Raw genomic sequence first — 24,093 nt, forward strand, 5'->3', positions numbered from 1 at the left:
GTGCCACTCCCCTGGTTATGACGACCGTCATAGTCTACCCGCATGACACGTGCACTCCACTTCCTGCGCAGCGGCCGACTGGCCTGGCGCGACCGGGAACCGTCGCGGATCGAGGACGAGCGTGACGCCGTCGTGCGGCCGTTCGTCGCGGGGCGCTGCGACGGGGACACGGTGCCGATCCACCGCCCGGTGTCACGGGCCATGCAGTTGGGCATGGCGATCGGCGCGATCGACCCGGTGGTGGGGAGCATCTGCGGTTCCGTGCCGTTCAAGGGCCCGTTCGGCATCGGGCACGAATGCGTCGCCGAAGTGGTCGCGGTGGGGTCCGCGGTGACGACGCTGCACGTCGGGCAGCGCGTCGTCGTGCCGCGGGCGGTGTCCTGCGGCTCCTGCGCGCCGTGCCGCAGCGGTCTCACCTCCAAGTGCGCCACGACCACCCGGGCGACGCTCGCCGCGTTCGGGTTCGGTGCGGCCTGCGGACCGTGGGGCGGCATGGTCGCGGACACCTTCCGCGTCCCGTTCGCGGACCACATGCCGGTGCCCGTGCCGGCGGGCGTGCCGCTGCTGCGAGTGGCGGCGGCCAGCGACAACCTCGCGGACGCGTGGCGCTGCGTGGTCCCGCCGCTGGCCGAACGGGAAGGCGGATCGGTCCTGGTGCTCGGTGGTGGGGCCAAGAGCATCGGTCTCTACGCGGCCGGACTGGCGGTGGCGCACGGTGCGGGGCAGGTCGACTACGTCGACGACGACGCCGGGCGTCGGGACATCGCCGAGTCCTTCGGGGCACGGGCCGTCACGCGACCGGACGGCCGGTACGACATCGTGGTGGAGGCGACCTCCAGCGCGTCCGGATTGCGCCGCGCCCTCCGTGCGCTGGCACCGGGCGGCGTCTGCACTGCCGTCGGGTACTACGTCGCCACCGGCACGCGGGTGCCGTTGATGCACATGTACGCCACCGATGCGACGTTGCGCGTCGGTGTCTCCCACGCCCAACCTCTCGGACACCACTCCGGTCGGGCAGCTTCACGGTCGGGGATGCTTCACGATTTCCATGTCGTGTCGTCCCTTGAGGTTCAAGTACCCGAAGCCGAGGTGGGGAGCGGTTGCGAGGATGCGGCGATGTCGTGGCTGGGCGCGGTGGTGCGGCGCCGGATGGTGACCACGTACGTGACGGCGGCGAGCAGGGTGGCGGCGACGGTGACGAGCCCGAGCGGGAGGGCGTTGTGGCTGCCCCCGAGGCCGACGAGGGGTGCGGTGAGGGCGCCGAGGCCGAAGCGGGCCAGTCCGAGCAGTGAGGACGCGGTGCCGGCGATGTCGGGGTAGTCGGTCAGGGCGAGGGAGGTCGTCGGCGGGGTGGTGGTGGCCACGCCGACGACCATGGTGAACAGGGATCCGATCACGGCGATCACGGGCAGGTGGAGGACGGCGGCGGCGAGCAGCCCGGCGGCACCGGTCAGGCACATCGCCAGCCCGACGACCAGGGTGCCCTGCTCGGACCAGCGCTCGGACAGGTGGCTGGCGGCGAAGCCGAACACCATGAACCCGAGCGAGTTCAGGCCGAACGCGAACGAGTAGTCCTGCGGGGAGAGCCCGTAGATGTCCTGCAGGACGTAGGTGGCGCCGCTGAGGTAGGCGAACAGGGCGGCGCCGACGAGTCCGCTGACGAGGACCGCGCCCAGCAGCACCCGGTCGGAGAGCAGGCGGCGGAAGTCGCGCCCGGTCTGGGCGAGCCCACCGGTGGTGCGGTCCCGTTCGGGCAGCGTCTCGCGGAAGGTGAACAGGCAGGCGAGCAGGATCATCACGCCGATCGCGGCGAGGAAGACGAACAAGCCGCGCCAGTCGGTGATGGTGGCGAGCTGCCCGCCGAGGACCGGGCCGATGATCGCGGCGAGCCCGGCGATCACGGTCAGCCGGCCGTAGTAGCGCACGAGCTTGCCGCCGGTGTAGAGGTCGCGGCCCGCGGCTTGGGCGATGACGATGCCCACCGCGCCGGCCAGGCCCTGCACGAAGCGCGCGGCGATCAGCGTGGGGATGGTGGGGCTGAGGGCACACAGGGCCGAGGTCAGGATGTAGGCGATGACACCGGCCAGCAGGGGCCGACGGCGGCCGAAGCGGTCGGATACCGGTCCGGCGATGACCTGGCCGATGGCCAGGCCGAGCAGGCAGGCGGTGATGGTCAGCTGCGCGGCCGAGGTGGCGGCGTGCAGCTCGGTGGTGAGCGCGGGCAGCACGGGCAGGTAGAGGTCCATGGAGATCGGACCGAAGACCGTCAGCAGGCAGAGCACGACCGCCGGCGGGCGGCCCACGGTCTGCTCACGCGCGGTCGCGGGGCTGTGAGCGTCGCTCACACGGTGTCCTTTCGGCGGTGGTCGGGCGGGTCGCACGTGCAGCAGGGCCTTGATGGCGCGCGTTCGTCCATGGCCCGGTAGGCCTCGGCGGCCTGGTCGAGCGGGAGGGTGAGGTCGAAGACCTTGCCCGGAGCGATCTGCCTGTTCCAGATCAGCTCGATCAGCCGCGGCAGGCGGTCGGGTACATCGGTGTCCAGGAAACCCCCCGAGCTCTTGACCAGGGAGTTTCTGCTGAGAGGTGTACTGGCAGAACACCCCGCGCCAGTGCCGGAGGACTTACCGTGGTGACGTGGACAATCGCAAGGAAGTCCGCGAGTTCCTCGTCTCGCGGCGGGCCAAGATCTCACCGGAGCAGGCCGGACTGCCCGCAGGGGGCAATCGTCGGGTGCCGGGACTGCGCCGCAGCGAGGTCGCCGCACTGGCCGACGTGAGCATCGAGTACTACTCGAAGCTGGAACGAGGGACTCTCGCCGGGGTCTCGGCGGGCGTGCTGGACGCCGTGGCGCGTGCGCTCCAGCTCGACGACGCGGAACGGGCGCACCTGTTCGACCTGGCACGAGCCGCGGACGGCACGAGCGCGCTCATCCGACCCCGGCGTCGGTCGAAGGCCAACCAGTGGACACCGCACCGGAGCTTGCAGTGGACCCTCGACGCGGTCACCGCGGGGCCCGCGTTCGTCCGCAACGGCCGGATGGACCTGCTCGCCGCGAACCGACTCGCGCGAGCCTTCTACTCGGAGGTCTGCGCGACCCCGCAACGGCCGCCGAACCTCGCCCGGTTCCAGTTCCTCGACTCGGCCTCGCACCGGTTCTACCCGGACTGGGACCTCCTCGCCGACGTCTGCGTCGCCATCCTCCGCACCGAAGCCGGCCGCAACCCGCACGACAAGGAACTCCACGACCTGGTCGGTGAGCTGTCGACCCGCAGCGACGAGTTCCGCACCCGGTGGGGCGCCCACGACGTCCGCCACCACGGCACCGGTTCCAAGACCTTTCACCACCCCGTCGTCGGGGACCTGACGCTCGCCTACGAAGGCCTGGAGATGGCCGCGGAACCCGGCCTCACCCTCACCATCTACACCGCCGAGCCCGGCTCGCCGTCCGAGGAGGGGTTGCGCCTGCTCGCGTCCTGGGCAGCCTCGCAGGAATCGGACTCCGCCACGCGGCAACTGTCCGGCTGACGGCAATTGTCCGGCTGACGAGGTCAGAGCAGGGTGTCGGCGGCGATGGGGAAGTCGCGGACGCGGCGCCCGGTGGCGTGGAAGACGGCGTTGCCGACCGCGGGTGCGATGCCGACCAGCACGATCTCGCCCAGTCCCTTGACGCCGATGGGGTTGGCTTCGGGATCGTTGCCGCGCAGGTAGATGGCGCGCAGGTCGGGCACGTCGGCGTTGACGGGGACGAGGTAGTCGGCGAGGTCGGCGTTGACGATCCGCCCGTCAGGGGGGTCGGCGACGGTGTGTTCCAACAAGGCGGCGTAGGTGACCTCGACCAGGCTCGCCGCGTGCTGCGCCGCCTCCAAACTGGTCGCGACCGCGACGGCGACCGGCTGCCCGAAGAACCGGACCCGGTCGTCCTGGAAGACCCGCAACCGGGTGCCCGGTGGGTTGTTCGACCCCGGATTGTCCACATAGGGCAATCGAGGCGTTGAGATGGCTGATCACCGTCAGCACACCGGTGTGGGCTAGCGCGGCGCGGGTGTCGACGCCGGTGATGCGCCCGCGGCCGACGCTGCTGTCCACGACGACCGCGTACACAACGCCCTCGATGGCGTGATCGGCGACGTATGTGGCGCGCCCGGTCACCTTCAGCCGTCCGTCTACTCGGGACTGCGGAGTGCCGACGGCGGTCTGTGGCGGCGGTGTCACCTAATGCCTCCCACGATGCGCAGCTGGCGTTCAACCGTGCGCTTGAGCAGCTCTACCTTGAACCCGTTGTGTTCCAACGGCTGGGCCCCGTCCGCCGCCACTTCTGCCGATGGTGGCCATGTTGCGCAGCTGCGCGGATGCGCTCAGCTCCAGCGCCTGCGCGACGACCGGATAAGTGTTGCGCACCTTCGGATCGGCGGCGGCGTCGGCCATCCGCACCAGCGCGCCGATCCGCAGGCCGCCGTTCGCGGTGGAGGTGATGTCCCGTAACGGGAGGGCGCCGATGTCGACCAGCGTGCCGGGGCGTTCGACGGTCTCGCGCATCAGGTCGACCAGAGTGGTGCCCCCGGCGAGATAGCGCCCACCTTGTTGCCCGGCGGCGATGGCGGCTCGGGTGTCCGCGGCTTTGGTGCAGGAGAAGGGATACATCGGCTCACTTCCCGTTCGCAGCCTGCTGGACCGCCTTGACGATCTGGACGTAGCAACCGCACCGGCAGATGTTGCCGCTCATCCACTCCCTGATCTCTTCGGGAGAACCGGTGTGGCCTTCCCGGATGCAGCCGACGCCGGACATGATCTGACCGGGAGTGCGGTAGCCGCACCAGAACGGTGCACGCGCCACAGGCTCCGGCATCGCAGCCTTTCTTGGTCCCGGTCAACCCGAGGTGCTCGCGCAGCAGATCCAGCAGCGAGGTCCGGTTGTCGACGGTGACCGTGTGCCGAACGCGTCGTCGGCGGCGGCAGCAGCAGCGGGCTGGGCGTCCAGGAGCACGGGTCCCGTAAAAGCGGCGGCACCGGTGCAGGCCGAGGAAGGAAGTGGATCAGGCGGTTCGGTCGACCTGTGATCGACGACACCACACGCGTTCATCACCGTGGGAGTCTCTGTCAAGAGATGTACCAGCAGCACATCCCAACGACGTGGAAGGGGTGCCTTTATACGTCGTCGGTGATCGTCTCTAGTTAATGTGATTCACCACTCAAGAAGGACAAACCTCGCGGACTCCGAAAAAACTGATATATCAACTTCACCGACAGTGATCGTGGACGAGTTGACGGGACCACCGCGACGTGAGCTCCCCGGCCGCGGTGGTCCCGTCAGCGGAACGGTCGGGGTGCGGTGGCGTCAGCCTCCCGCCCCCGACCGGACGCGCCCGCTGTCAGCGGCGGTAGTCGTGGAAGCCGCGGCCCGTCTTGCGGCCCAGCAGACCCGCGTCGACCATGCGCAGCAGCAGTGGCGGCGGGGAGTACAGCGGCTCCTTGTACTCCTCGTACATCGCGCGGGACACCGCCGTCAACACGTCCAGGCCGATGAGGTCGGCCAGGCGGAGCGGACCCATCGGGTGCGCGCACCCGAGTTCCATGCCCGCGTCGATGTCCTCCGCCCCCGCGAAGCCCGACTCCAGCATCCGGATCGCCGACAGCAGGTACGGGACCAGCAGTGAGTTGACCACGAACCCCGCGCGGTCCTGGCACCACACCACGCGCTTGCCCAGCACTTCGGTGACGAAGTTCTCCGTCCGGGTGCGGGTGTCGTCCCCGGTGAGGAGGCTGGCTGTCAACTCGACGAGCGGCATCGCGGGCACCGGGTTGAAGAAGTGCGCACCGATGACCCGGTCCGGGCGCTCGACACCGCGGGCGAGCTTCATGATCGGGATGGACGACGTCGTCGAGGCGATGACCACGTCGTCGGCCTCGGTGGCGGCGTCGACCTGCTTGAGCACCAGGAGCTTGGTCTCCTCGTCCTCCGGCACCGCCTCGACGACGAACTGCCGGTCGGTCAGCGCCGCGAAATCGTCGGTGAACGACACCCGGTCCAGCAGCGCGTCGCGGTCCTCCTCGGACAACGTGCCCTTGCGGACCCGGTTGTCAGCCGACTTCGCCACGCGGGCCTGGGCACGGGCGACCGACGTCCTGGCGGACACGACGACGCTCACGTCCAGGCCCGCCTGGGCGCAGATGTCGGCGAGACCCGCGCCCATCGCACCGCAGCCGACCACGCCGACCCGTCGGATCTCCTCCACAGTTCGCTCCTCGCTCAAGGGGTTGACCAGCGCAGCAGGCAGGAGGCCATGGACATGCCCCCGCCGAACGCGCACAACAGCAGCAGGTCGCCTGCCGCGAACTCGCCCGCGCGCGCCGCCGCGTCGAGGGTGACCGGCAGCGAGGCGCTGCCGATGTTGCCGTAGCGATCCAGGGTCCGGTGGACCTTCGCCGACGGCAGGGCCAGCGCGTCCGCCAGGTCCGCGAGCATCGGCCCGTTGGGCTGGTGCGGGACCAGGTGGTCGACGTCGGCCGGGCCGGTGCCGGTGCGCGCGAGCAGGTCGGCCACGGCCGGCGGCACCTGCTCCAGGACGAAGTCCCTGACGTCCCGGCCTTCCATGCGGAAGTACTGACCGCCCTCGGCGAGGGTGGCGGGCGAGGTGGGCAGCCTGCTGCCCCCGGCCTCGACCCGGATCAGCCGGGACGCCTCCCCCTTGCTCCGCAGTTCGACGTCGACGATCCCCGCGCCCTCGGGGACCTCGCCGACGACCGCCGCCCCGGCGCCGTCGCCCAGCAGGACGGCGGTGCGCCGGTCGTCGAAGTCCAGCACCCGCGAGTACAGGTCGGCCGCCACCACGAGGGCGCGCGTGCCCGGACGGGTGGCGATGAGGCCCCTGGCCAGGGCGAGCCCGTGGACGAACCCGCTGCACACCACGTTGATGTCGAACGCCGCCGCGCGCCGCGCGCCGAGGCGGTGCTGCACCAGGTGCGCGGTGGGCGGCTGGGGGTGGTCGCCGGTGGAGGTGGCGACGATGAGGTGGTCCACGTCCAGCGCGCTGATGCCGGCGCTGTCGAGGGCCGCCTCCGCGGCGCGGACGGCGAGGTCGGAGGTCGCCTCGTCCTCCGCGGCGTAACGGCGGGTTTCGATGCCGGTCTTGCGCAGGATCCACTCGGGGGTGACGCCCACGCGCCGGGCCAGGTCGTCGTTGGTGATCTCGGACTTGGGGACGTGGGCGCCGGTGCCCAGGACCCCTACGGGCTGCAGCGGCACGCCGCACCTGCCTTCCGGTTGCTGTCTGCGGGCGCGGGTCAGACGGCCAGGTCGGTCAGGCCGGTGCGCGGCGCGCCGACCAGGGCGGCGAGGTTGCCCGGCTCCTGCGTGCCCTCGCGCATGTGCTGGTGCGCCAAGCCGATCTCGTCGAAGCCGTAGGTACGCCCCAGGCACGGGTCGATCAGGCCCGCGCTGATCAGGTCGACGATCGCGCGGCACTCGCGCAGGTTGGCGAAGTGGCTGCCCTGGAAGCGCTTCTGCCGCATCCACAGGATGCGCAGGTCCACCTCGCCGATGTAGCCGCTGGTGGCGCCGCACAGCACGACCATGCCGCCGGGCGCGCAGACGTAGACCGACGTTGGCAGGGTGGCCTGGCCGGGGTGCTCGAAGACGATCTTCGGCGACACCTTCTCCCCCAGCACCTCCCAGATGCGGCGACCGAACGCCCGCACGCCGCGCTGCCACCGCTCCAGCTCCGGTCCGTCCCCCTCGGGCATCGGTCCCCAGTGGTCGAACTCGGTGCGGTCGATGACGCCGACCGCGCCCATGCGCAGGCAGTGCTTCACCCGCTCCTGCGACGACACCACGGCGATGGGCCGCCCACCGAGCTGGCTCACCAACTGGATGGCCATGGACCCGAGGCCGCCGGAGCCGCCCCAGATGAGCACCGGGTCGCCGGGCTTGACGGTGTGCGGGGGCCAACCTGCCAGCTGCCGGTAGGCGGTCGCGCCCGACAGCATGAAGCACGACGCCTCCTCCCACGTCAGCGCCGCGGGCTTGGGGTGGCACTGGAACTCGGCGACCACGGTGAACTGGGCGAAGGAGCCCCAGTTCAACTCGTAGCCCCACACCCGCTGCGTCGAGGAGAGCATGGGGTCGAGGCCCAGGCGGATCTCGGGGTCGTCCTCGTCCCAGCGGCAGCCGGACAGCGTGACGTGGTCGCCCACGCGCACGTGCCGCACGCCCTCGCCCACGGCCCAGACGACGCCCGCGCCCTCGGAGCCCCCGATGTGGTGGCCGGTGTCGTCGCCCTTGGCCGCGCGCATGCCGATGACGTCCACAGGGGTGCCGAGAGCGGCCCACACGTTGTTGTAGTTGACACCCGCGGCCATCACGGCGACGAGCACGAAACCGGGCGGCACCTCGGGGACGTCGACGACCTCGGTCTGGAAGGCGTCGACGGGAGGGCCGTAGCGCTCGGGTCGGATGACCGAGGCGTACATCTGCTTGGGCACCACCCCCAGTGGGGGAAGGCTCCCCGGTTCGTACAGCGTGTCCGTTCGGGTAAAGGTCGCCGGCTGTGTTGCCATGATCCCCCTTCAGGTCTGCGGGGAAGAAGCCCTCGACCGACACTAGTGACGGGTCGTCCCCCCAGCGGGGCGAGAAAACCAAAATTATTGCCATCACCAGCGGAATACTTCGTCGGACCGAACCGCCGGTGTTGACAGGGTTCGACGAGCGCTTTTAGCATCGCCTGACATTGGGGGAAGTAATGTGACTCGCTGGGGGACTTTGCGCAATGGCGCGAACACCGGATCTTTGCGACCTGACGCGCGCTGCGCACGACGAGGCATCCGGACATCGACGGGGGACTTCCCCTCCTCCACGCCCACTGCCGCGGATTCCACCGGTCCGGTCCGCCCCGGCGACCCACCGGCGGGTGTGGACCGTCGCGCCGCGGGACTCGAGACGACCGCACTGCCCGCCGTGCACGACGGCACCGCGTGGCACCTGCCGGTGAACGAGCAGCGACTCCCCTAGTCGGCACACACCCGGCGGTGTCACCTGCCGGTGACCACTTCCTGGTCGCAACGTGCCCATGCGACAGCAGCAGCCCCACCACGACCCGGAGGTCGGCATGTCACTGGACGAGTACGCGCTGTCGGTCCTCGGACCGGCGACGGACAGGGCCGGATTCACCGCCCACAGCTTCATCGCGCTCGGGGGCGACTCCCTGCGGGCGATGAGGTTGACCGCCATGGCCCAGGAAGGACTCGGCCTGCGGCTGTCGGTGTCCGACCTGTTGTCGTCAACACCGCTGGGCACGGTGCTCGCGAACGCGGTCACCACGGCGTCCCCGGCTCCGCCCGCGGCGGAGCCGGAGACGCCGGCACCCTCGCTGACCCCGACGCAGCGCGGCATGTGGCTGATCGAGAACGTGCTCGGCGGCTCCACCTACAACCTGGTCTTCACGTCCTATGTGGACAAGGGCACGCTCGACCGCGAGCTCTTCGCGCGCGCCGTCGCGGCGACGACGGCACGGCACGCCTCCCTGCGGACCCTGCTCCGCGAACAGGACGGCGAGGTCGTGCCGGTCGTGCTGGACGCGACCGTGCCCGACATCGTGGACATCGGGCACGACGGCCCGGACTTCGACGGGTTCGTCCGCGCCACCGCCGCCGAGCACGGCCGCACCCCCTTCGACCTCACCGCCGCGCCACCGCTGCGCTACCTGTTCGTCACCGGTGCGGCCGGGCGGCAGGCGGTCGTGCTGGTCGCGCACCACGTGCTCCTCGACGGGTGGGCGGTCGGCCTGCTGCTGGACGAGATCTTCAGCTCCTACCGCGCCCTCGCGGCGGGCGGACCGCTGCCCTTCACCGACACCGCGCCCACCACGCAGGCGCTGCTCCGCCGCCACGAGCAGGACCGCGTCAGCGGCGAGTGGGACCGCTTGGCCGAGTTCTGGCTCAAGCAGCTCGACGGCGCGCCCACCGTGCTGGAGGTGCCCACCGACCGGCCTCGCCCGACGGTGCAGAACCCCGCGGGCGAACGCGTGCCGCTCGACTTCGACACGGACTTGACGACGCTGGTCGAGGACCGGGCACGGGAACTGGGCATCACGCCGTTCGCGTTGCTCCTCGGCTCCTACGGCCTGGCGCTGAGCCGCTGGACCGGGGTCGACCGGCTGCTGGTCGGCGTCTCCCTCTACGGGCGGGACACCGCCGAGCTGGCGCGGCTCATCGCGGTGGCGGGCAACCTGGTGCCGGTCCGGCTGGAGGTGGACGACGACGCGCCGGTGGTGGACTACCTGCGTGCGGTGCAGGACTCGCTGGCGGCCAGCATCGAGGCGGGCGCGCTGCCGTTCGACGAGCTGGTCACCCGGCTCGGTGTGCAGCGGGGACTGAGCGCGCACCCGTTGGTGCAGGTCTCCTTCGGCATGCACGACCAGCTGGTGCCGCAGCGCATCGACGTCGGTGACGTCGAGCTCCGCGTGGAGGAGGGTCACGGCGGCGGCGCGCAGTTCGACCTGTCGTTGCTGTTCGGCCGGTCCCGGCCGACGCTGGGCGCGCAGCTGGAGTACGCGACGGCGTTGTGGGACGAGGCCGACGCGCGGGCGTTCCTCGCCGACTTCACCACGGCCGTGCGGGAGCTGGCCACGGCCGGCGGCCGGCTGGAGGAGCTGCGCTGCCTGTCCGCCGAACGCCGGGCGGTGCTCGACTCGCTGAACGGGACCCGCCGCGACTTGCCGGCGGTCACCGCGGACGAGCTGTTCCGCCTGGCCGCGCGGCGCACGCCGGACGCCGTCGCGGTGCGCGAGGGCGACCTGGAGCTGACCTACGCGCAGCTGGCGGGCGCGGCGGCCGAACAAGCGCGCAGGCTGCGTGAACTCGGCGTCGGCCGCGGTGACCGGGTGCTGGTCGCCCTGGACCGGTCCATCGCGGAGGTCGTCGCGGTGCTCGGCACGGCGTGGGCGGGTGCCGCGTACGTGGGCGTCGACCTGGACCAGCCGGAGGCGCAGGTCCGGCACATCCTGGCCAAGGCGGCGCCCAAGGCCGCCCTGGTCGTCTCACCGGACGCCGTCGCCCACCTCGGCGTGCCGGCCTGTGCGACGTGGGAGCCGTCCTGGCAGCCTTCGGACACCGAGCCCGCGGCCACCGGCGCCGACGACCTGGCGTACATCGCCTTCACGTCCGGCTCCACGGGTCTGCCCAAGGGTGTCGCGGTGCCGCACCGGGCGATCGTGCGGCTGGTGCACGAGCCCGAGTTCGTCCACTTCGGACCGGACGACCGGGTGCTCCGGCTGTCGCCCCTCGCGTTCGACGCGTCCACCCTGGAGTTGTGGGGTCCGCTCGCGGGCGGCGCGGCGCTGGAGGTCTACCCGGCGGGCCTGCCGTCGCCCACCGAGTTGAGCGGGTTCCTGCTCGACCGGGGTGTCACCGTCGCGTGGCTGACCGCGGGGCTGTTCCGGCTGGTCGAGGAGTTCGCGCCGGCCGGGCTCGGCGGCCTGCGGCAGCTGATCACCGGCGGTGACGTCGTGCCGCACGCCCACGTGGCGCGGGTGCTCGAACGCCACCCGGGACTCGTCGTCACCAACGGCTACGGCCCCACCGAGAACACCACCTTCACCACCACCCACTCGGTCACGTCCGCCGACGAGGTCGACGGCCCGCTGCCGATCGGCACCCCGCTCCCCGGAACGCGCGTGCACGTGCTGGACCGACGGCACCGGGTCGTGCCGCCGGGCGCGGTCGGCGAGCTGTACGCGGCGGGCGACGGCCTGGCCCACGGCTACGTGGACGACGCCGCCGAGACGGCACGGGCGTTCGGCCGGTTCTCCCCGGACGTCCCCGAACGGCTCTACCGCACCGGCGACCTGGTCCGGGTGGACCGCGCCGGGAGGCTCCGCTTCCTCGGGCGACGCGACGACCAGGTCAAACTGCGCGGGTTCCGCATCGAGCTGTCGGCCATCGCCGACGTGCTGGCGGCCGACCCGCGGGTCCGGGACGCGGCGGTCGTGGTCACCGAGGGCGACAGCGCGGACAAGCGGCTGCTCGCCGCGATCGTCCCGGCGGACCCGGCCGTCGGCACCGACGAACTGCGCGACCTGGTGGCCGACCGGCTGCCCGCGTACATGGTGCCGAGCCTGTGGGCCGTGGTGGACCGACTGCCGGTGACCGGGAACGGCAAGGTGGACCGCCGGGCGCTCGCGGCCGTGGCGGCCCCGGCCGGGCAGCGGCGCGCGGTGCCCGAACCGGACCCGCTCGGCGTGGCGCCCGACCTGTTCACCCGCGTCCTCGAACGGCCCGTGGAGCTGACCGCGGAGACCGACTTCTTCACCGTCGGGGGCAACTCGATGGGCGCGGTGCGGCTGCTGCGGCTGGTTCGCGACGAGGTGGGGGTCACCGTGCGGTTGCGCGACTTCCTGCTGGCGCCGACGCCCTCGGGCCTGAACCGGCTCATCGACCAGGCCGCGCGGTCATGACCGAGCTGATCCGCGACGACGTGCGCGGCATGACGTGGGACGACGGGCTGGAGTGCTGGGTGGTGTCCGACCAGGCGCTGGCCCGCCGGGTCCTCAACCACCAGGGGTTCTCGTCCCAGACGTCGAAGCGGCTCGGCGAGCTGTACATGACGGAGGAGTCCCGGCGGCAACACCGGGACCTCACCGAGTTCCTGCGACTGTGGTTCGTGCACACCGACGGCGAGGAGCACGCCGCGCTGCGCAAACCGTTGCAGCGCTTGTTCTCCGCCTCGTACACCCGGTCCATCGTGCCGCGGGTCGAGGCCATCGTGGACGCCTGCCTGGACGACCTGGCCGCCGACCCGCGGCACGACGCCGTGTCGACCGTGGCCGAAGGCGTGTCGGGGCGGGTGATGGCCCACATCGTCGGCGTGGAGCAGGAACCGGCCGTGCTGCACACGTGGTCGAGGACCCTGTCGGGGTTCATCGCCGCGATGTACCGGCGCGACCACGCCGAGGCCGCGCACCGCGTGATGCTGGAGATGCGGGACGCGCTGGAGGACTCCCCGGCCCTGGCGGACTTCCCCCGCGACACCCCCGAGGACCGCGCCCGCACCACCGCGACGTGGGCGATGATCCTGTTCGGCGGCCTGGAGACCACGGCGTCGCTGCTGGGTTCCTGCCTGCTGGCCGTGTTGGACGACCCGGCGCTGTGGGAACGGGTGGTCCAGGACCGGCCGGGCGAGGTCGAGTCGCTGGTCGAGTCCGTGCTGGAGAAACGGCCGCCCCTGCGCAACGTGGGCCGCGTCGTCGCGGAGGACTTCGAGTTCGAGGGCGAGCGCCTGCGCGAGGGCGACCTGGTGCTGGTGTCGCTGGCCGGTGGCGGCCTGTTCGACGCCGACCTGTCCGACCTCGCCCCGGTCTCCGAACGCGCCGACCGCCACCTGGTGTTCGGCCACGGTGTCCACTACTGCATCGGCGCGCCGCTGGCCCGGCTGGAGGCGGCGACCGCGCTGCGGCGGTTCACCCGGCGGTTCCCCGGCGCCGCGGTGGCGGAGAACGGGATCGAGTGGGGGCCGAACCTCGCCTACGTCGGCCTGGACCACCTGTTCCTGGACATCGGGGGAACCAGGGGACCATGATCGACCTCTGAACGGGTTCACGCACCACATTGGAGAGAACACCCGGATGAAGTATCGGAAGATCGGCACCAACCCGCAGCGGCAGCGCGAGGTGAGCGCGCTCGCGTTAGGGGCCATGATGTTCGGCACCACCGTCGAGGAAGAGCGGGCGTTCGCCATCCTGGACCGGTTCGTGGAAGCCGGCGGCACCTTCGTCGACACGGCCAACAACTACGCGTTCTGGGTCAACGGCACCCAGGGCGGGGAGAGCGAGGCGCTGCTCGGGCGGTGGCGGCGCAGCCGGGGCATCACCGACGAGGTGGTGATCGCGACCAAGCTGGCAGGTCGCCCGAAGGCGCCGGGCCGCGACTTCATGAACATGGAGGGCTTGGCGCCCGAGGTCATCCGCGAGTCGTCGGCGCGCAGCCGCGAGCTGCTGGGCGTGGAGCGGCTGGACCTGTTGTACGCGCACGGGGACGACATGACCGTGCCGCAGCAGGACGTGGCGGAGGCGTTCGCGGCGCTGGTGGCGGAGGGCTCGGTGGCCATGCTCGGCGCCAGCAACCACTGGTCGTGGCGGCTGGAGCGGATGCGGGCGATCGCCGAGGCCGCGGACCTGCCCGGCTACGAGGTGATCCAGTACCACCACACGTACCTCCGCGCGCGCGGCGACGTGCCGAACCGGCGGTCGAAGGACGGCCACCAAGGGCTGTTCAGCGCGGAGATGATCACCTACCTGCGTGACCGCCCGGAGCTGACGCTGGTGGCGTACACGCCGCTGCTGTCCGGCGCCTACGTGCGGGACGACCGGCCGTTGGGCGAACTGCACGACCACGCGGGCACCAAGGCCCGCCTGGAGGCGTTGCACGAGGTGGTGCGGCAGACCGGGGCGACGGCGAACCAGGTGGTGCTGTCCTGGCTGATGGGCGGCGACCTGCCGATCATCCCGCTGGTGGGCGCGTCCTCCGTGGCGCAGTTGAACGAGAGCCTGGAAGCGGTGGAGTTGGACCTCACCGCCGAGCAGCGCGCGTTCATGGACGCAGCGCACTGATGTAGGACGCCCCGCGCGTCAACGCGGCTCGGCCAGGGTGGTGGCGATGACGTCGAAGACTCGCTCCACCCCGGCCGGGTCGAAGAAGTGACCGCCGGGCACGACGTCCAAGGCGAACGGGCCGGTGGTCTCCTCCCGCCACGCCGCCATCCGCTCCGGTGACGCCTCACGGTCGCCGACGCCGGCGAACGCGTGCAGCGGCACGTCCAGCGGAGGCCTCACCGGGGCGCCGGAGGTGGCCACCACGGTGAGGTCGGCGCGCAGCGCGGGCAGGAACAGTTCGAGCAGGTCCGGCCGCTCCAGCACGATCGACGGCGTGCCGCCCAGGTCCCGCATGTAGGCGATCAGGCCCTCGTCCGGCTCGTCCCAGCCGCGCACCGGGGTGCGCAGCGCGGGCGCGGCGCTGGCGGCCACGAACAACGCGCGCGGGCCGGGCCGGGATTTCGCGCGCAGCTCGTGCGCCAGCGCCAGTGCCACCCGCGCGCCCATGCTGTGGCCGTAGCAGGCGAACGGCTCGTCCAGCAGCGGGTCCAGCAGGTCCAGCAGTTCGGCCACCACCGATCCCATGTGGACGTGCGGCGGCTCGTCGAGGCGGGTGTCGCGGCCGGGCAGTTGCACCGCCACCGTCGCCACGTCCGGCGACAACCGCCGCGGCCAGTCCCGGAACATCGCGGCGTTGCCGCCCGCGTAGTGGAAGCACAGCAGCCGCACCCGGCCGGCGTCCGACGTCCCGTAGTGGCGCAGTGCCCGCTGCCTGCGGGCCAACACGTCAACCACGGCGCTTGGCGGTGATCGGCACGTGCTTGTAGCCGGAGACGAAGTTGGACACCAGTCGCTCGGGTGCGCCGGCGGCCTCGAAGTCCTGGTACTGCGCCAGCAGTTCCTCGAACAGGGTGCGCAGGGTCACCCTGGCCACGTTGTGCCCGACGCAGTAGTGCGGACCGATGCCGAACGCGAGGTGCTTGTTCGGGTTGCGGCGCAGGTCGAACGTCTCGGAGTCCGGGAACTCGTTCTCGTCCCGGTTGGCCGCGCCCAGCCACACCACCACCGCGTCACCGGCCGCGATCGGGGTGTTCCGCACCACTACGTCCTGTGTGGCGTATCGCAGCATGTGGTTCACCGGCGACGCCCAGCGCAGCGCCTCCTCGACCGCGGTGACGCCCACCTCCGGCTCGGCGGCCCACTGCGGCAGCACGTCGGAGTCGATGAACTCGGCCATCACGAAGTTCGGCGCGTGCGGCGTGGTCACGTTCGCGCCGAGCAGCAGGCTGTAGCAGTTGGACACGATCTCGCTCGACGACATGTGCCTGCCCTCGAACCGGGTGTTGATCAGCACGCTGATCAGGTCGTCGCCCGCTTGGTCGCGGCGGAACCGCACCAGGTCCTGGAAGTAGGCGAACAGCTCGCGGTGCGCCATGTGCAGGGTCGCGGACCGGCTGCCCTCGTCCTGGTACTCGGGGTCGTCGGCGGCGATGCAGATCGTGGTGAGCCTGCTCAGCCACGGCCAGTCCTCCTGCGGCAGGCCCATCATGGTGCCGGTGACCGACATCGGCATCGCCAGCATGGCCTGGCCGAAGTCGAACACGCCGCCGTCGCCGATCGGCGCGATCAGGTCGGTGATCAACGCGCGGATCGCGTCGCGCTGCCGGTCGACCGCCTTGACCGCCAAGGCCTTCTTCAGCCGCGCCTGCATGATGGTGTGCCGGGGCGGGTCGGTGACCGCGAGCTGCTGTCCGCCCGCCGGGTCGTCCATGCCGAGCAGTTCCAGCATGGTGCCGCGTTCGGAGGTGAACAGCGCGGTGTTGCGCAGCACGTAGTCGGTCTCCGTGAAGTGCACGACCGACCAGAACCCGCGGTTGTCGTCGACCTGGTGCCAGCTCAAGCCGTCCTGCGCGCGGAGTTCCCGCCACACCGCGTGCGCGTCGCCGTCGCTGTACAGGTGGGGGTCGACCAGATCGGTGTCACCTGCGTGCACCGGGCACCCGGAAACAGGTGCGTCGTGGACGGTCATGTCGATGTCCTCCTCGGTTCGGGGAGCGAGCCGTCCGGCAGACTCCTGGTCGGTGGGCAGTCGACGGGTGGGCACTGAGGTGTTCCGGACGCGCGCCGGCGGCCGGGTTCACGACCGGCAGGGCCGCATCTCCGGCTGAATTGACGGTTAACCGGACCGCACATCGCCGACACGGTCTCCACACGTCTGAGAGTGGAGATCGGGTGCGATCGCTCACCTACATCACGGGCAGGCACAGGTCAACATCTAGCAGCCCTCTTGTGCAACCCCGAACTCCCCAGTCCCCAGTGCCACGGGCTCGACACGGTCGCGCCCAACGGTAACCCAGTCAAGCACCACGTTCGCGAGATCGTCAACCGCCGGGGGTTCGGCACCGAAGACCTATCGTCCAATGTGGACGGGAATACCGAAGCCGACCGCTTGACGGATCCCGGGACCGGTCCCTACGGTGCGTTTTAGTGGCCCGGGCAAGGGGCTTGCGAGGGGGCACTGGGGCCATTCGCAATCAGGTGGAATCTTCTGGGGGAAGTCATGCAGTCGTTGCCGAATGCGCGCGCCCTGGCGACGCGACGGCGCGTCACACCGTTCTTCGTCACACCGTTCTTCGTCACGTGGACGCGGGTCGAGCGCCTCCATGGTTAGTTCCCAGCCCGGACCAGGAACCTGGTACCCGGCGACGCCCACCCAACAGGGCATCTGGATTCTCGACCGGATCGAGCGGCTGCGTCCCACCTACCTGTTGCCGAGTGTTCTCGAATTCACCGGACCGGTGGACTGTCAATTGTTGACGTCGGCGGTGGAGCGCGCGCTGGGACGTCATCCGGCGCTGCGTTCCCGATTCAGGTTGGACGCCGTCGCGCGTCGCGTGGAGTACCGGACGGACGGACCGGCGCCCGAAGTCGGGTTCACCGACGCGGTGGCCGACGACTGGTCCGCCGAGGAGGTGGAGCGCCTGGTCGAGGCGCTCTGCTACACGCCGTTCGAGTTGGCCGACGAGGCGCCGGCGAGGGCCGAGGTGATCCGCCTCGACGCCGATCGCACGCTGCTGGTGCTGACCGTGCACCACATCGTGTTCGACGGGGTGTCCCGGCAACTCCTGGTGGACGAGATCGGTGCCACCTACCGGGCGTTCGCCCGCGGGACCGAACCGGACTTGCGCACCCCGCCGCACCCGGCGGAGGTGCAGGACAAGCCGGACGACGGCGACGGGTTCGCCGAGCGCGTGGCGGGAGTGGTGGAGCGGTTGCGCGGCGCGCCGACCACTGTGGCCCTCCCCTACGACGGCGACCCGGACGACCCCGAGCTGTCGATGATCGGCGCCACCGCGGAGACCCTGCTGGACCCGGACGTGACGGAGTCCGTGCTCGCGGTCGCCGCGCAGGAGGGCTGCACCGCCTTCATGACCGGCGTGGCGCTGCTGGCCGGCACGTTCGCGCGGACCACCGCGCAGACCGACTTCCTGTTCGCGGTCGTCTGGCCAGGACGGGACGACCCGGCCGCCGCCGACGTGATCGGCATGTTCATGACCACTTTGGTGCTGCGCGTCCAGTTCCACGCCGGCACGACGTGGCGGGAACTGCTCCGGATCGCGCGGACGGGAGGCATGGAGGCGTTCATCGACTCGGACGTGCCGCTGGACGCGATCGCCGCCGAGCTGGACCCCGACCGCGACATGGCACGGCCGCCGCTGACCCCGGTGCTGGTCAACCTGGCCGAGGCGCCGGACCCGCTGGAGCTGGGCAACGGCGTGGTCGGCCGCTTCCAGCCGCTGCGCCCGGAGTACAGCAAGTGGGACCTGGCGCTGTTCGTCCGCCTGGACCGGACCACCGGACGGGACCGGCTCGAACTGTCCCTGAACCACCCGGCGGCGCTGTTCACCGCGACCACGACCACCGAATTCCTGGCCGCCCTGCGCCGCAGCGCCGCCGACCTCGCTCGAGATCCGGAGGAAATCGTGCTGAACCAGCCCTCTGCCGACAAGACCGACCTGGACGATCCCGCCACGCGGTTGGGCCTCGTGCGGTCCATCTGGCAGGAGGTCCTCGACACCGAGTCGATCGACGACGACATCAGTTTCTTCGACGCGGGCGGCGACTCGCTGCGGCTGGTGATCCTGGTGGAGCGACTCAGCCAGGCGTCCGGGCGACCGCTCAAGACCGTCGACCTGTTCCGCGCCGGCACCGTGCGCGGACAGGCGGAACTGCTGGCCGCGCCCGCCGAGGCCGCCACCGCGGGCCGGGGCACCAGCCGGGACCGGCTGCTGGGCGCCGTGCGCGACCGCCGAACCGGCGACCAGCGACGCTGACCGGCCCGAAGCCGGCGCCCGTCGCCGTTCCGCTCGGCCTGGAGGACCAGCGAATGTCGGACGAGTACGAGCCCACCACCCGCGGCTCGGGGCTTGGTGGCGATCCGCCGTGCGCGACGCGGGCGACCGCGTCCGCGGTACCGCGGTGCGGGTTGCCGAACCCGGCGGCAGACCTGAACGGGAAGGGGGACGAGGTGACCGACACCGAGAACGCGGTAGCAGTCGTCGGGATGGCATGCCGCTTCCCCGGCGCGAACGACGTCGAAGCGTACTGGGAGCTGCTGCGCGACGGCGTCGAGGGCATCACCCGGTTCGACGTCGAGGACTTGGTGCGGAACAAGGGCGCCGACCCGGACGAGGTCCGGCAGTCGAACTTCGTGCCCGCCAAGGGCGTCATGGCCGGCTCCTCGAACTTCGACTGGTCGTTCTTCGGGTACAAGCGCGCCGAGGCCGCGGCCATCGACCCCCAGCAACGGGTGTTCCTCGAGACCGCATCGTCCGCATTGGACGACGCGGGCCTCGACCCGACCCGGTTCGACGGCTGGATCGGCGTGTACGCGGGCGCGGACCGCACCCACCCGGACACCGGCCGCGGCCTCACCCCTCTGGAACGGGTGATGGGGTACGAAAAGGACCACGTGGCCACCCGCACCGCCTACAAGCTGGGGCTGCGCGGCCCGGCGATGACCGTGCAGACCTCGTGCTCCACCTCGCTGGTCGCCATCCACATGGCGGTGCAGAGCCTGCTGAGCCGGGAGTGCGACGCCGCGCTGGCGGGTGGGGTGGCCGTGTCGCCCCCGGGCGAGTGGGGCTACTGGCACGAGCAGGGTGGGGCGCTGTCCGCGGACGGGCACTGCCGACCGTTCGACGTGAACGCCACCGGCACCGTGCCCAGCGAAGGTGTCGGCGTGGTCGTGCTCAAGCGGCTGGACGACGCACTGCGCGACGGCGACCGGATCGCGGCGGTGGTGCTCGGCTCGGCGCTGAACAACGACGGCGCGGAGAAGATGGGCTACGCCACACCCTCCATCCCCGGCCAGCGGGACGTCATCCGCTACGCGCAGAAGCTCGCCGGGGTGGACGCGGCCGACATCGACTACGTCGAGGCGCACGGCACGGCCACCCCCATCGGCGACCCGATCGAGGTGCAGGCCCTGACCGAGGCCTTCCGGATGTCCACCGACGAGGTCGGCTACTGCATGCTCGGCGGTGTCAAGGGCAACCTCGGCCACACCAGCGCGGCGGCGGGCGTGGCCGCGTTCATCAAGACCGTGCTGATGCTCGAACACGGCGAACTGGTGCCCAGCCTGCACTTCGACCAGCCGAACCCGCTGCTGGAGCTGGACGGCACACCGTTCCGGGTGTGCACCGAGCACCGGCCGTGGCCGGACCGCGGCGACCGGATCGCGGCCGTCAGCTCGTTCGGCGTGGGCGGCACCAACGCGCACGTGGTGCTCCAGGGCCCGCCGGAGCGGGAGCCGGCCGCGCCGCGACCGGGCGGGACGGTGCTCGCCGTGTCCGCGGCCACGCCGGAGGCGCTGGCGAAGCTGCGCGAGACCCTGGCCGACGCGCTGCGCCGGGACCCCGCGCGGAACCTGACCGCGGTGGCGCGCACCCTCGCCGACCGCCGGGTGCACCGGCACAAGCAGGCGTTCGCGGTGTCCGATTCGGCACACGCGGCGGACCTGCTGGCCGCGGCGGGCGACCCGGCGCAGCCGCGCCCGCTGGGCAAGGTGGCGTTCCTGTTCCCGGGACACGGCACGCTGCGGTACAACGCGGGTGCCCCGGCCTACCGACTGCTGCCCGGGTTCCGCCGCTGGTTCGACGAGATCCGGGACGCGGTGCTGGACCGGTGCGGCGTGGACCTGTCGCCGGTGGTGGCGGAGGTGGACGGCGGTCCGGAGTGGTTCGAGGACGGCGCGAACCAGCAGCTCGGGCTCTTCGCCATCGGCTACGCGCTCGGCAGGCAGCTGATGGACTGGGGCATCACCCCGGTCGGGATGTTCGGCAACAGCATCGGCGAGTACGCGCCGGCCGTTCTGGCCGGGGTGTGGTCGCCGGCCGACGCCGCCGCCGTGATCCACGAGCGCGCCCGGGTGGCGTGGTCGGAGGTGCCGCCCGGCCGCATGGTCGCGGTGAACGGCACCTCCGACGAGGTGATCCGCCGGCTCGGTCCGGACAGCCCGGTCGCGGTGTCGGTGATCAGCCGCGGCGGCGTGGTGCTGTCCGGATACGAGTCCGATGTGGACGACCTGCTGGCCGGGGACGCGTTGGCCGGGCTGGACGTGCGGGTGCTGGCCGTGGACCGGCCGGGGCACTGCGCGGCCCTGGCCCCGGCCGCGGAGATCCTGCACCGGGTCGTCGCCGACACCTCGGCGAAGCCGGCGACGCTGCCGCTGGTGTCCAACACCAGCGGCACGTGGGCCGACCCGACGGCGGTGGCCGGGCCGGATTACTGGGCCACGCAGTTCACCAGCCCGGTGCTGCTGGACGCCGGGGTGGAGACGCTGCTCGACGCCGGGGTCGACACGTTCCTGGAGCTTGGACCCGGCGGCACCATGCTGGGCACGGTGCGCTGGAACAGCCGCTGGGACGGCGACACCCACACCGGGCTGCCGCTGCTGGGCCGCGCCGACGACGGCGACCTGGGTCTGCTGCGGGCGCTGGGCGCGCTGTGGGAACGCGGCGTGGACGTGCTGGGCGAGACCGTGCTCGCGCCGGGCGCGGGCGTCGAGCCGCCGCCGCACTGCTCGTTGCCGCCGCACCCGTTCCTGGGCGAGGACCCGGACGGTGACCAGGTCGTGCGGGTCGCGGCGAAGTCGCGGGAGCGCCGGTCGAAGCCGGCCGCCGGTGACTCGGTGCGGCCGGTGCTGGAGCGGCTGTGGACCACGGCGCTGGGCCAACCGCCCTCCTCGGACGCGGACCACTTCTACGCGCTGGGCGGCGAGTCGCTGATCGCGTTGAACATGATGAGCCGACTGCGGGAGCAGGCGGGGATCGTGCTCTCGCTGGCCGAGTTCTCCCGCGACCCCACGTTCGGTCGCCTGGTCGAACTGGCCGAACGCGACCGGCCGACGGCACCGGCGGCGCGCCCGCCGGTGAACGCCGTGCGGTTGCGGGAGGGAACGGGCCGCCCGCTGTTCCTGGCCGCCGACGCCGCCGGCACCGCGCTCAGCTACCAGCCGCTGGCCGACCGGCTCGACGCGGACCGCCCGGTGTACGGGCTGGAGCCCGATCCGGCTGACCCCGCGCACCGGTCCGTGGCACAGGTGGCGGCGCTGAACGTCGACGCGGTTCTCGGCATCCAGCCCGAAGGTCCGTACACGCTGGGAGGCTGGTCGTTCGGCGCGGTCGTCGCGCACGAGATGGCCCGCCTGCTCATCGCGCGCGGTGCCGTGGTGGACGTGTTGCTGTGCATCGACGCGTTCATGCCCGGCCGGCTCGGCGTGCCCCTCGGACTCGACCCGGAGTTCCTGTACAGCCACGTCGGCTTCCAGGTGGCCGGGGTGCTGAACATCGGCGTGGTCGGCCGGCAGATGCGCCGCAACCCCGCACTGCGCAAGCTGTTCCTCGACAAGGCGCGCGTGCTGGCGCCGTACCGGCCGCGCGCGGTGGACTGCCCGGCCGTGGTGTTCAAGGTGGGCGTGGACGCGCGTGGCGCGGACCGGCTGACCGCCCGCCTGACCCCGTTCTACGGCGGCGGTGTGCGCGTCCTCCCGGTGCCGGGGAACCACTGGTCGGTGTTGACCGAGCCGCACGTGCGGCGGCTCGCCGAGGATCTGATCACCACGTTGCCCGGCGTCGCGCCGGTGCGGAATGAGGCTGCGGATGTCCACTGAACCACTCGACCGCAGCACCGGCACGTCGGACCGCGTACTCGACGCGGACCCGCCGGCCGCGTTGCCCGAGTCGGATGCCGCGCCGACCGGCGAACCGGACCCGAAGGCCCCGGAACGGCCGCTGATCAAGAACCGCGACTTCCAGGCGCTGTGGACCAGCGAGGCGTTCGCCGCGGTGGCGAAGGAGACCGCCGAGATCGCCTACCCCCTGCTGATCCTGGCCACCACGGGGTCCACGTTGTACGCCGGCATCGTCGGGTCCGCACAGCTGATCACGGCGAGCGTGATGTCCATCCCGGGCGGCACCCTCGCCGACCGGCTGGACCGCCGGTTGCTGCTGATCGGCTGCAACATGATCCGGGTCGTGCTGCTGGCGCTGTTCAGCGTGCTGATCTTCACCGACAACACCAACATGCCGGTGATCTTCGCGATCGCGGTGAGCTCGGCCGTCTGCTTCGGACTGTCGCAGCCCGCCGGGATGGCCGCGATCAAGGCGCTGGTGCCGCCGTCCCAACTGACCCAGGCCACCGCGCAGAACCAGATCCGGTACTTCGGCGCGACCGTGGCCGGGCCTCCGATCGGCGGTGCGCTGTTCGGGGTGGCGCGGGCGTTCCCGTACCTGGCGGCGGTGGTGTCGTTCCTGATCTCCACCGTGCTGCTGCTGTTCGTGCGCAAGCCGATGCAGAACGAGTCGGCCAGGGCGGCCAAGGAGAAGGGCGGCACGGCCGAGGGCTTCCGGTTCCTGTTCAAGCAACCGATCCTGCGCCCGCTGATCATCTGGATCATGGGGTCGAACATGGCGTTCACCCACTCCGGTGTGTTCCTGGCGCTGATCGCCACCGCGCAGGGGCGGGGCGCGTCCGAGTCGTTCATCGGCGCGACGCTCGCGGTGGCAGGCCTCGGCGGGCTGTTCGGGTCGCTGATCGCCGGGTGGGTCTTCAAGAAGGTGAAGCCGTCGGTGATCGTGCTGTACGGCGCGTGGATCGGCCCGGTGGTGGCGATCCTGCTCGCGGTCACCCCCGGCGTGATCCCGCTGGGCATCATCGTGACGCTGGTGTTCATCCGCGGTCCGATCATCAGCACGCTGTTCCTGTCCTACCTCGCCGCCGTCGCCCCGGACAAGGTCCAGGGACGTGTGCTCGGCGCGGTGTTCTTCATGTCCATGAGCGCGGCCCCGCTCGGTGTCTTCGTGGTCGGCGCCGTGTTCGAGCTGGCCGGCTCGACCTGGGTGTTCATCACCATGTGCGTGATCTCGGCCGTGGCCGCGCTGCCGACCCTGAGCAAGCGCATCCGCAACCTGCCCGCCCCGGAAGCCGTCGCTGTATGACCGTCATCGGAGGA

At 71.5% G+C, this 24,093-nt stretch carries 16 protein-coding genes and 3 pseudogenes; 8 read left to right on the forward strand and 11 right to left on the reverse strand.

Annotated features, from left to right (window positions below):
* Positions 1 to 42 precede the first annotated feature (42 nt).
* Positions 43 to 1,320 carry an alcohol dehydrogenase catalytic domain-containing protein gene (locus FM051_RS25390; protein WP_238412641.1) on the forward strand — a complete coding sequence of 426 codons (1,278 nt, stop codon included), beginning with the start codon at positions 43 to 45 and terminating at the stop codon, positions 1,318 to 1,320.
* On the opposite strand, the pseudogene FM051_RS25395 reads toward FM051_RS25390, so the two are convergent.
* Positions 1,215 to 2,246, reverse strand: a pseudogene (locus tag FM051_RS25395) (multidrug effflux MFS transporter); the annotation flags it as partial. The gene FM051_RS25390 and the pseudogene FM051_RS25395 sit on opposite strands and share 106 nt — an antisense overlap.
* A gap of 388 nt (positions 2,247 to 2,634) precedes the next feature.
* Between FM051_RS25395 and FM051_RS25400 the strand changes: the two are divergent.
* A complete protein-coding gene (locus FM051_RS25400; protein ID WP_158847552.1) occupies positions 2,635 to 3,525 on the forward strand; it encodes a helix-turn-helix transcriptional regulator in 891 nt (296 codons plus the stop codon).
* Between the two features lie 23 nt (positions 3,526 to 3,548).
* On the opposite strand, the gene FM051_RS25405 is transcribed toward FM051_RS25400, so the two are convergent.
* From FM051_RS25405 to ccrA, 8 genes and pseudogenes are all read right to left on the reverse strand, one after another.
* The gene (locus tag FM051_RS25405) at positions 3,549 to 3,974 is read right to left on the reverse strand and encodes a xanthine dehydrogenase family protein molybdopterin-binding subunit (protein WP_274383726.1); all 426 of its coding nucleotides are present in this window, start codon (positions 3,972 to 3,974) and stop codon (positions 3,549 to 3,551) included.
* Between the two features lie 73 nt (positions 3,975 to 4,047).
* A pseudogene (locus FM051_RS53735) lies at positions 4,048 to 4,212 on the reverse strand (hypothetical protein); the annotation flags it as partial.
* A gap of 30 nt (positions 4,213 to 4,242) precedes the next feature.
* Complete coding sequence (locus FM051_RS25410; protein WP_158847554.1) at positions 4,243 to 4,641, reverse strand: FAD binding domain-containing protein; 399 nt, start codon at positions 4,639 to 4,641, stop codon at positions 4,243 to 4,245.
* A gap of 4 nt (positions 4,642 to 4,645) precedes the next feature.
* Positions 4,646 to 4,846: a 2Fe-2S iron-sulfur cluster-binding protein gene (locus FM051_RS25415; RefSeq protein WP_158847556.1), complete on the reverse strand. Its 201-nt coding sequence runs from the start codon at positions 4,844 to 4,846 to the stop codon at positions 4,646 to 4,648.
* A 22-nt stretch (positions 4,847 to 4,868) separates the two neighbouring features.
* Positions 4,869 to 5,015 (reverse strand): annotated as a pseudogene (locus FM051_RS54035) (hypothetical protein); the annotation flags it as partial.
* 354 nt (positions 5,016 to 5,369) lie between these two features.
* A complete protein-coding gene (locus FM051_RS25425; protein ID WP_158847558.1) occupies positions 5,370 to 6,233 on the reverse strand; it encodes a 3-hydroxybutyryl-CoA dehydrogenase in 864 nt (287 codons plus the stop codon).
* A 14-nt stretch (positions 6,234 to 6,247) separates the two neighbouring features.
* Positions 6,248 to 7,243, reverse strand: a complete 996-nt coding sequence (locus FM051_RS25430; RefSeq protein ID WP_158847560.1) for a 3-oxoacyl-ACP synthase III family protein — start codon at positions 7,241 to 7,243, stop codon at positions 6,248 to 6,250.
* A 38-nt stretch (positions 7,244 to 7,281) separates the two neighbouring features.
* The gene (gene ccrA / locus FM051_RS25435) at positions 7,282 to 8,478 is read right to left on the reverse strand and encodes a crotonyl-CoA carboxylase/reductase (protein ID WP_238412642.1); all 1,197 of its coding nucleotides are present in this window, start codon (positions 8,476 to 8,478) and stop codon (positions 7,282 to 7,284) included.
* A 584-nt stretch (positions 8,479 to 9,062) separates the two neighbouring features.
* Between ccrA and FM051_RS25440 the strand changes: the two genes are divergently transcribed.
* The 3 genes from FM051_RS25440 to FM051_RS25450 are packed head-to-tail and all read left to right on the forward strand — an operon-like array spanning position 9,063 to position 14,597.
* On the forward strand, positions 9,063 to 12,446 hold the full coding sequence (locus FM051_RS25440) for a non-ribosomal peptide synthetase (RefSeq protein WP_238412643.1): 3,384 nt from the start codon (positions 9,063 to 9,065) through the stop codon (positions 12,444 to 12,446).
* A complete protein-coding gene (locus FM051_RS25445) occupies positions 12,443 to 13,567 on the forward strand; it encodes a cytochrome P450 family protein (protein ID WP_158847564.1) in 1,125 nt (374 codons plus the stop codon). Before FM051_RS25440 ends, FM051_RS25445 begins: the two co-directional genes overlap by 4 nt.
* A gap of 46 nt (positions 13,568 to 13,613) precedes the next feature.
* Positions 13,614 to 14,597: an aldo/keto reductase gene (locus FM051_RS25450; protein ID WP_158847566.1), complete on the forward strand. Its 984-nt coding sequence runs from the start codon at positions 13,614 to 13,616 to the stop codon at positions 14,595 to 14,597.
* Positions 14,598 to 14,615: 18 nt separating this feature from the next.
* On the opposite strand, the gene FM051_RS25455 is transcribed toward FM051_RS25450, so the two are convergent.
* Together FM051_RS25455 and FM051_RS25460 are read right to left on the reverse strand one after the other, a co-directional pair.
* Positions 14,616 to 15,374: a thioesterase II family protein gene (locus FM051_RS25455; RefSeq protein WP_238412644.1), complete on the reverse strand. Its 759-nt coding sequence runs from the start codon at positions 15,372 to 15,374 to the stop codon at positions 14,616 to 14,618.
* Complete coding sequence (locus FM051_RS25460) at positions 15,367 to 16,608, reverse strand: cytochrome P450 (protein ID WP_158847568.1); 1,242 nt, start codon at positions 16,606 to 16,608, stop codon at positions 15,367 to 15,369. The genes FM051_RS25455 and FM051_RS25460 overlap by 8 nt, the downstream gene beginning before the upstream one ends.
* Positions 16,609 to 17,242: 634 nt before the next feature.
* Between FM051_RS25460 and FM051_RS25465 the strand changes: the two genes are divergently transcribed.
* Genes FM051_RS25465 through FM051_RS25475 form a run of 3 tightly spaced genes read left to right on the forward strand, consistent with a single transcriptional unit; the run spans position 17,243 to position 24,079 of the window.
* A complete protein-coding gene (locus FM051_RS25465; protein ID WP_158847570.1) occupies positions 17,243 to 18,913 on the forward strand; it encodes a condensation domain-containing protein in 1,671 nt (556 codons plus the stop codon).
* Between the two features lie 53 nt (positions 18,914 to 18,966).
* A complete protein-coding gene (locus FM051_RS25470) occupies positions 18,967 to 22,752 on the forward strand; it encodes a type I polyketide synthase (RefSeq protein ID WP_158847572.1) in 3,786 nt (1,261 codons plus the stop codon).
* Complete coding sequence (locus tag FM051_RS25475; RefSeq protein WP_158847574.1) at positions 22,742 to 24,079, forward strand: MFS transporter; 1,338 nt, start codon at positions 22,742 to 22,744, stop codon at positions 24,077 to 24,079. Before FM051_RS25470 ends, FM051_RS25475 begins: the two co-directional genes overlap by 11 nt.
* Positions 24,080 to 24,093 lie beyond the last annotated feature (14 nt).

This window comes from Saccharothrix deserti, from assembly GCF_009769385.1.
Lineage (GTDB): Bacteria > Actinomycetota > Actinomycetes > Mycobacteriales > Pseudonocardiaceae > Actinosynnema > Actinosynnema deserti.

Excerpts from the sequence above, each read along its gene's own strand:
- FM051_RS25410 (WP_158847554.1), bottom strand. The coding sequence starts at position 4,641 with ATGTATCCCTTCTCCTGCACCAAAGCCGCGGACACCCGAGCCGCCATC.
- FM051_RS25390 (WP_238412641.1), top strand. The coding sequence starts at position 43 with ATGACACGTGCACTCCACTTCCTGCGCAGCGGCCGACTGGCCTGGCGC.
- FM051_RS25415 (WP_158847556.1), bottom strand. The coding sequence starts at position 4,846 with ATGCCGGAGCCTGTGGCGCGTGCACCGTTCTGGTGCGGCTACCGCACT.
- FM051_RS25470 (WP_158847572.1), top strand. The coding sequence starts at position 18,967 with ATGTCGGACGAGTACGAGCCCACCACCCGCGGCTCGGGGCTTGGTGGC.
- FM051_RS25465 (WP_158847570.1), top strand. The coding sequence starts at position 17,243 with ATGGTTAGTTCCCAGCCCGGACCAGGAACCTGGTACCCGGCGACGCCC.
- FM051_RS25440 (WP_238412643.1), top strand. The coding sequence starts at position 9,063 with ATGCGACAGCAGCAGCCCCACCACGACCCGGAGGTCGGCATGTCACTG.
- FM051_RS25475 (WP_158847574.1), top strand. The coding sequence starts at position 22,742 with ATGTCCACTGAACCACTCGACCGCAGCACCGGCACGTCGGACCGCGTA.
- FM051_RS25450 (WP_158847566.1), top strand. The coding sequence starts at position 13,614 with ATGAAGTATCGGAAGATCGGCACCAACCCGCAGCGGCAGCGCGAGGTG.
- FM051_RS25460 (WP_158847568.1), bottom strand. The coding sequence starts at position 16,608 with ATGACCGTCCACGACGCACCTGTTTCCGGGTGCCCGGTGCACGCAGGT.
- FM051_RS25445 (WP_158847564.1), top strand. The coding sequence starts at position 12,443 with ATGACCGAGCTGATCCGCGACGACGTGCGCGGCATGACGTGGGACGAC.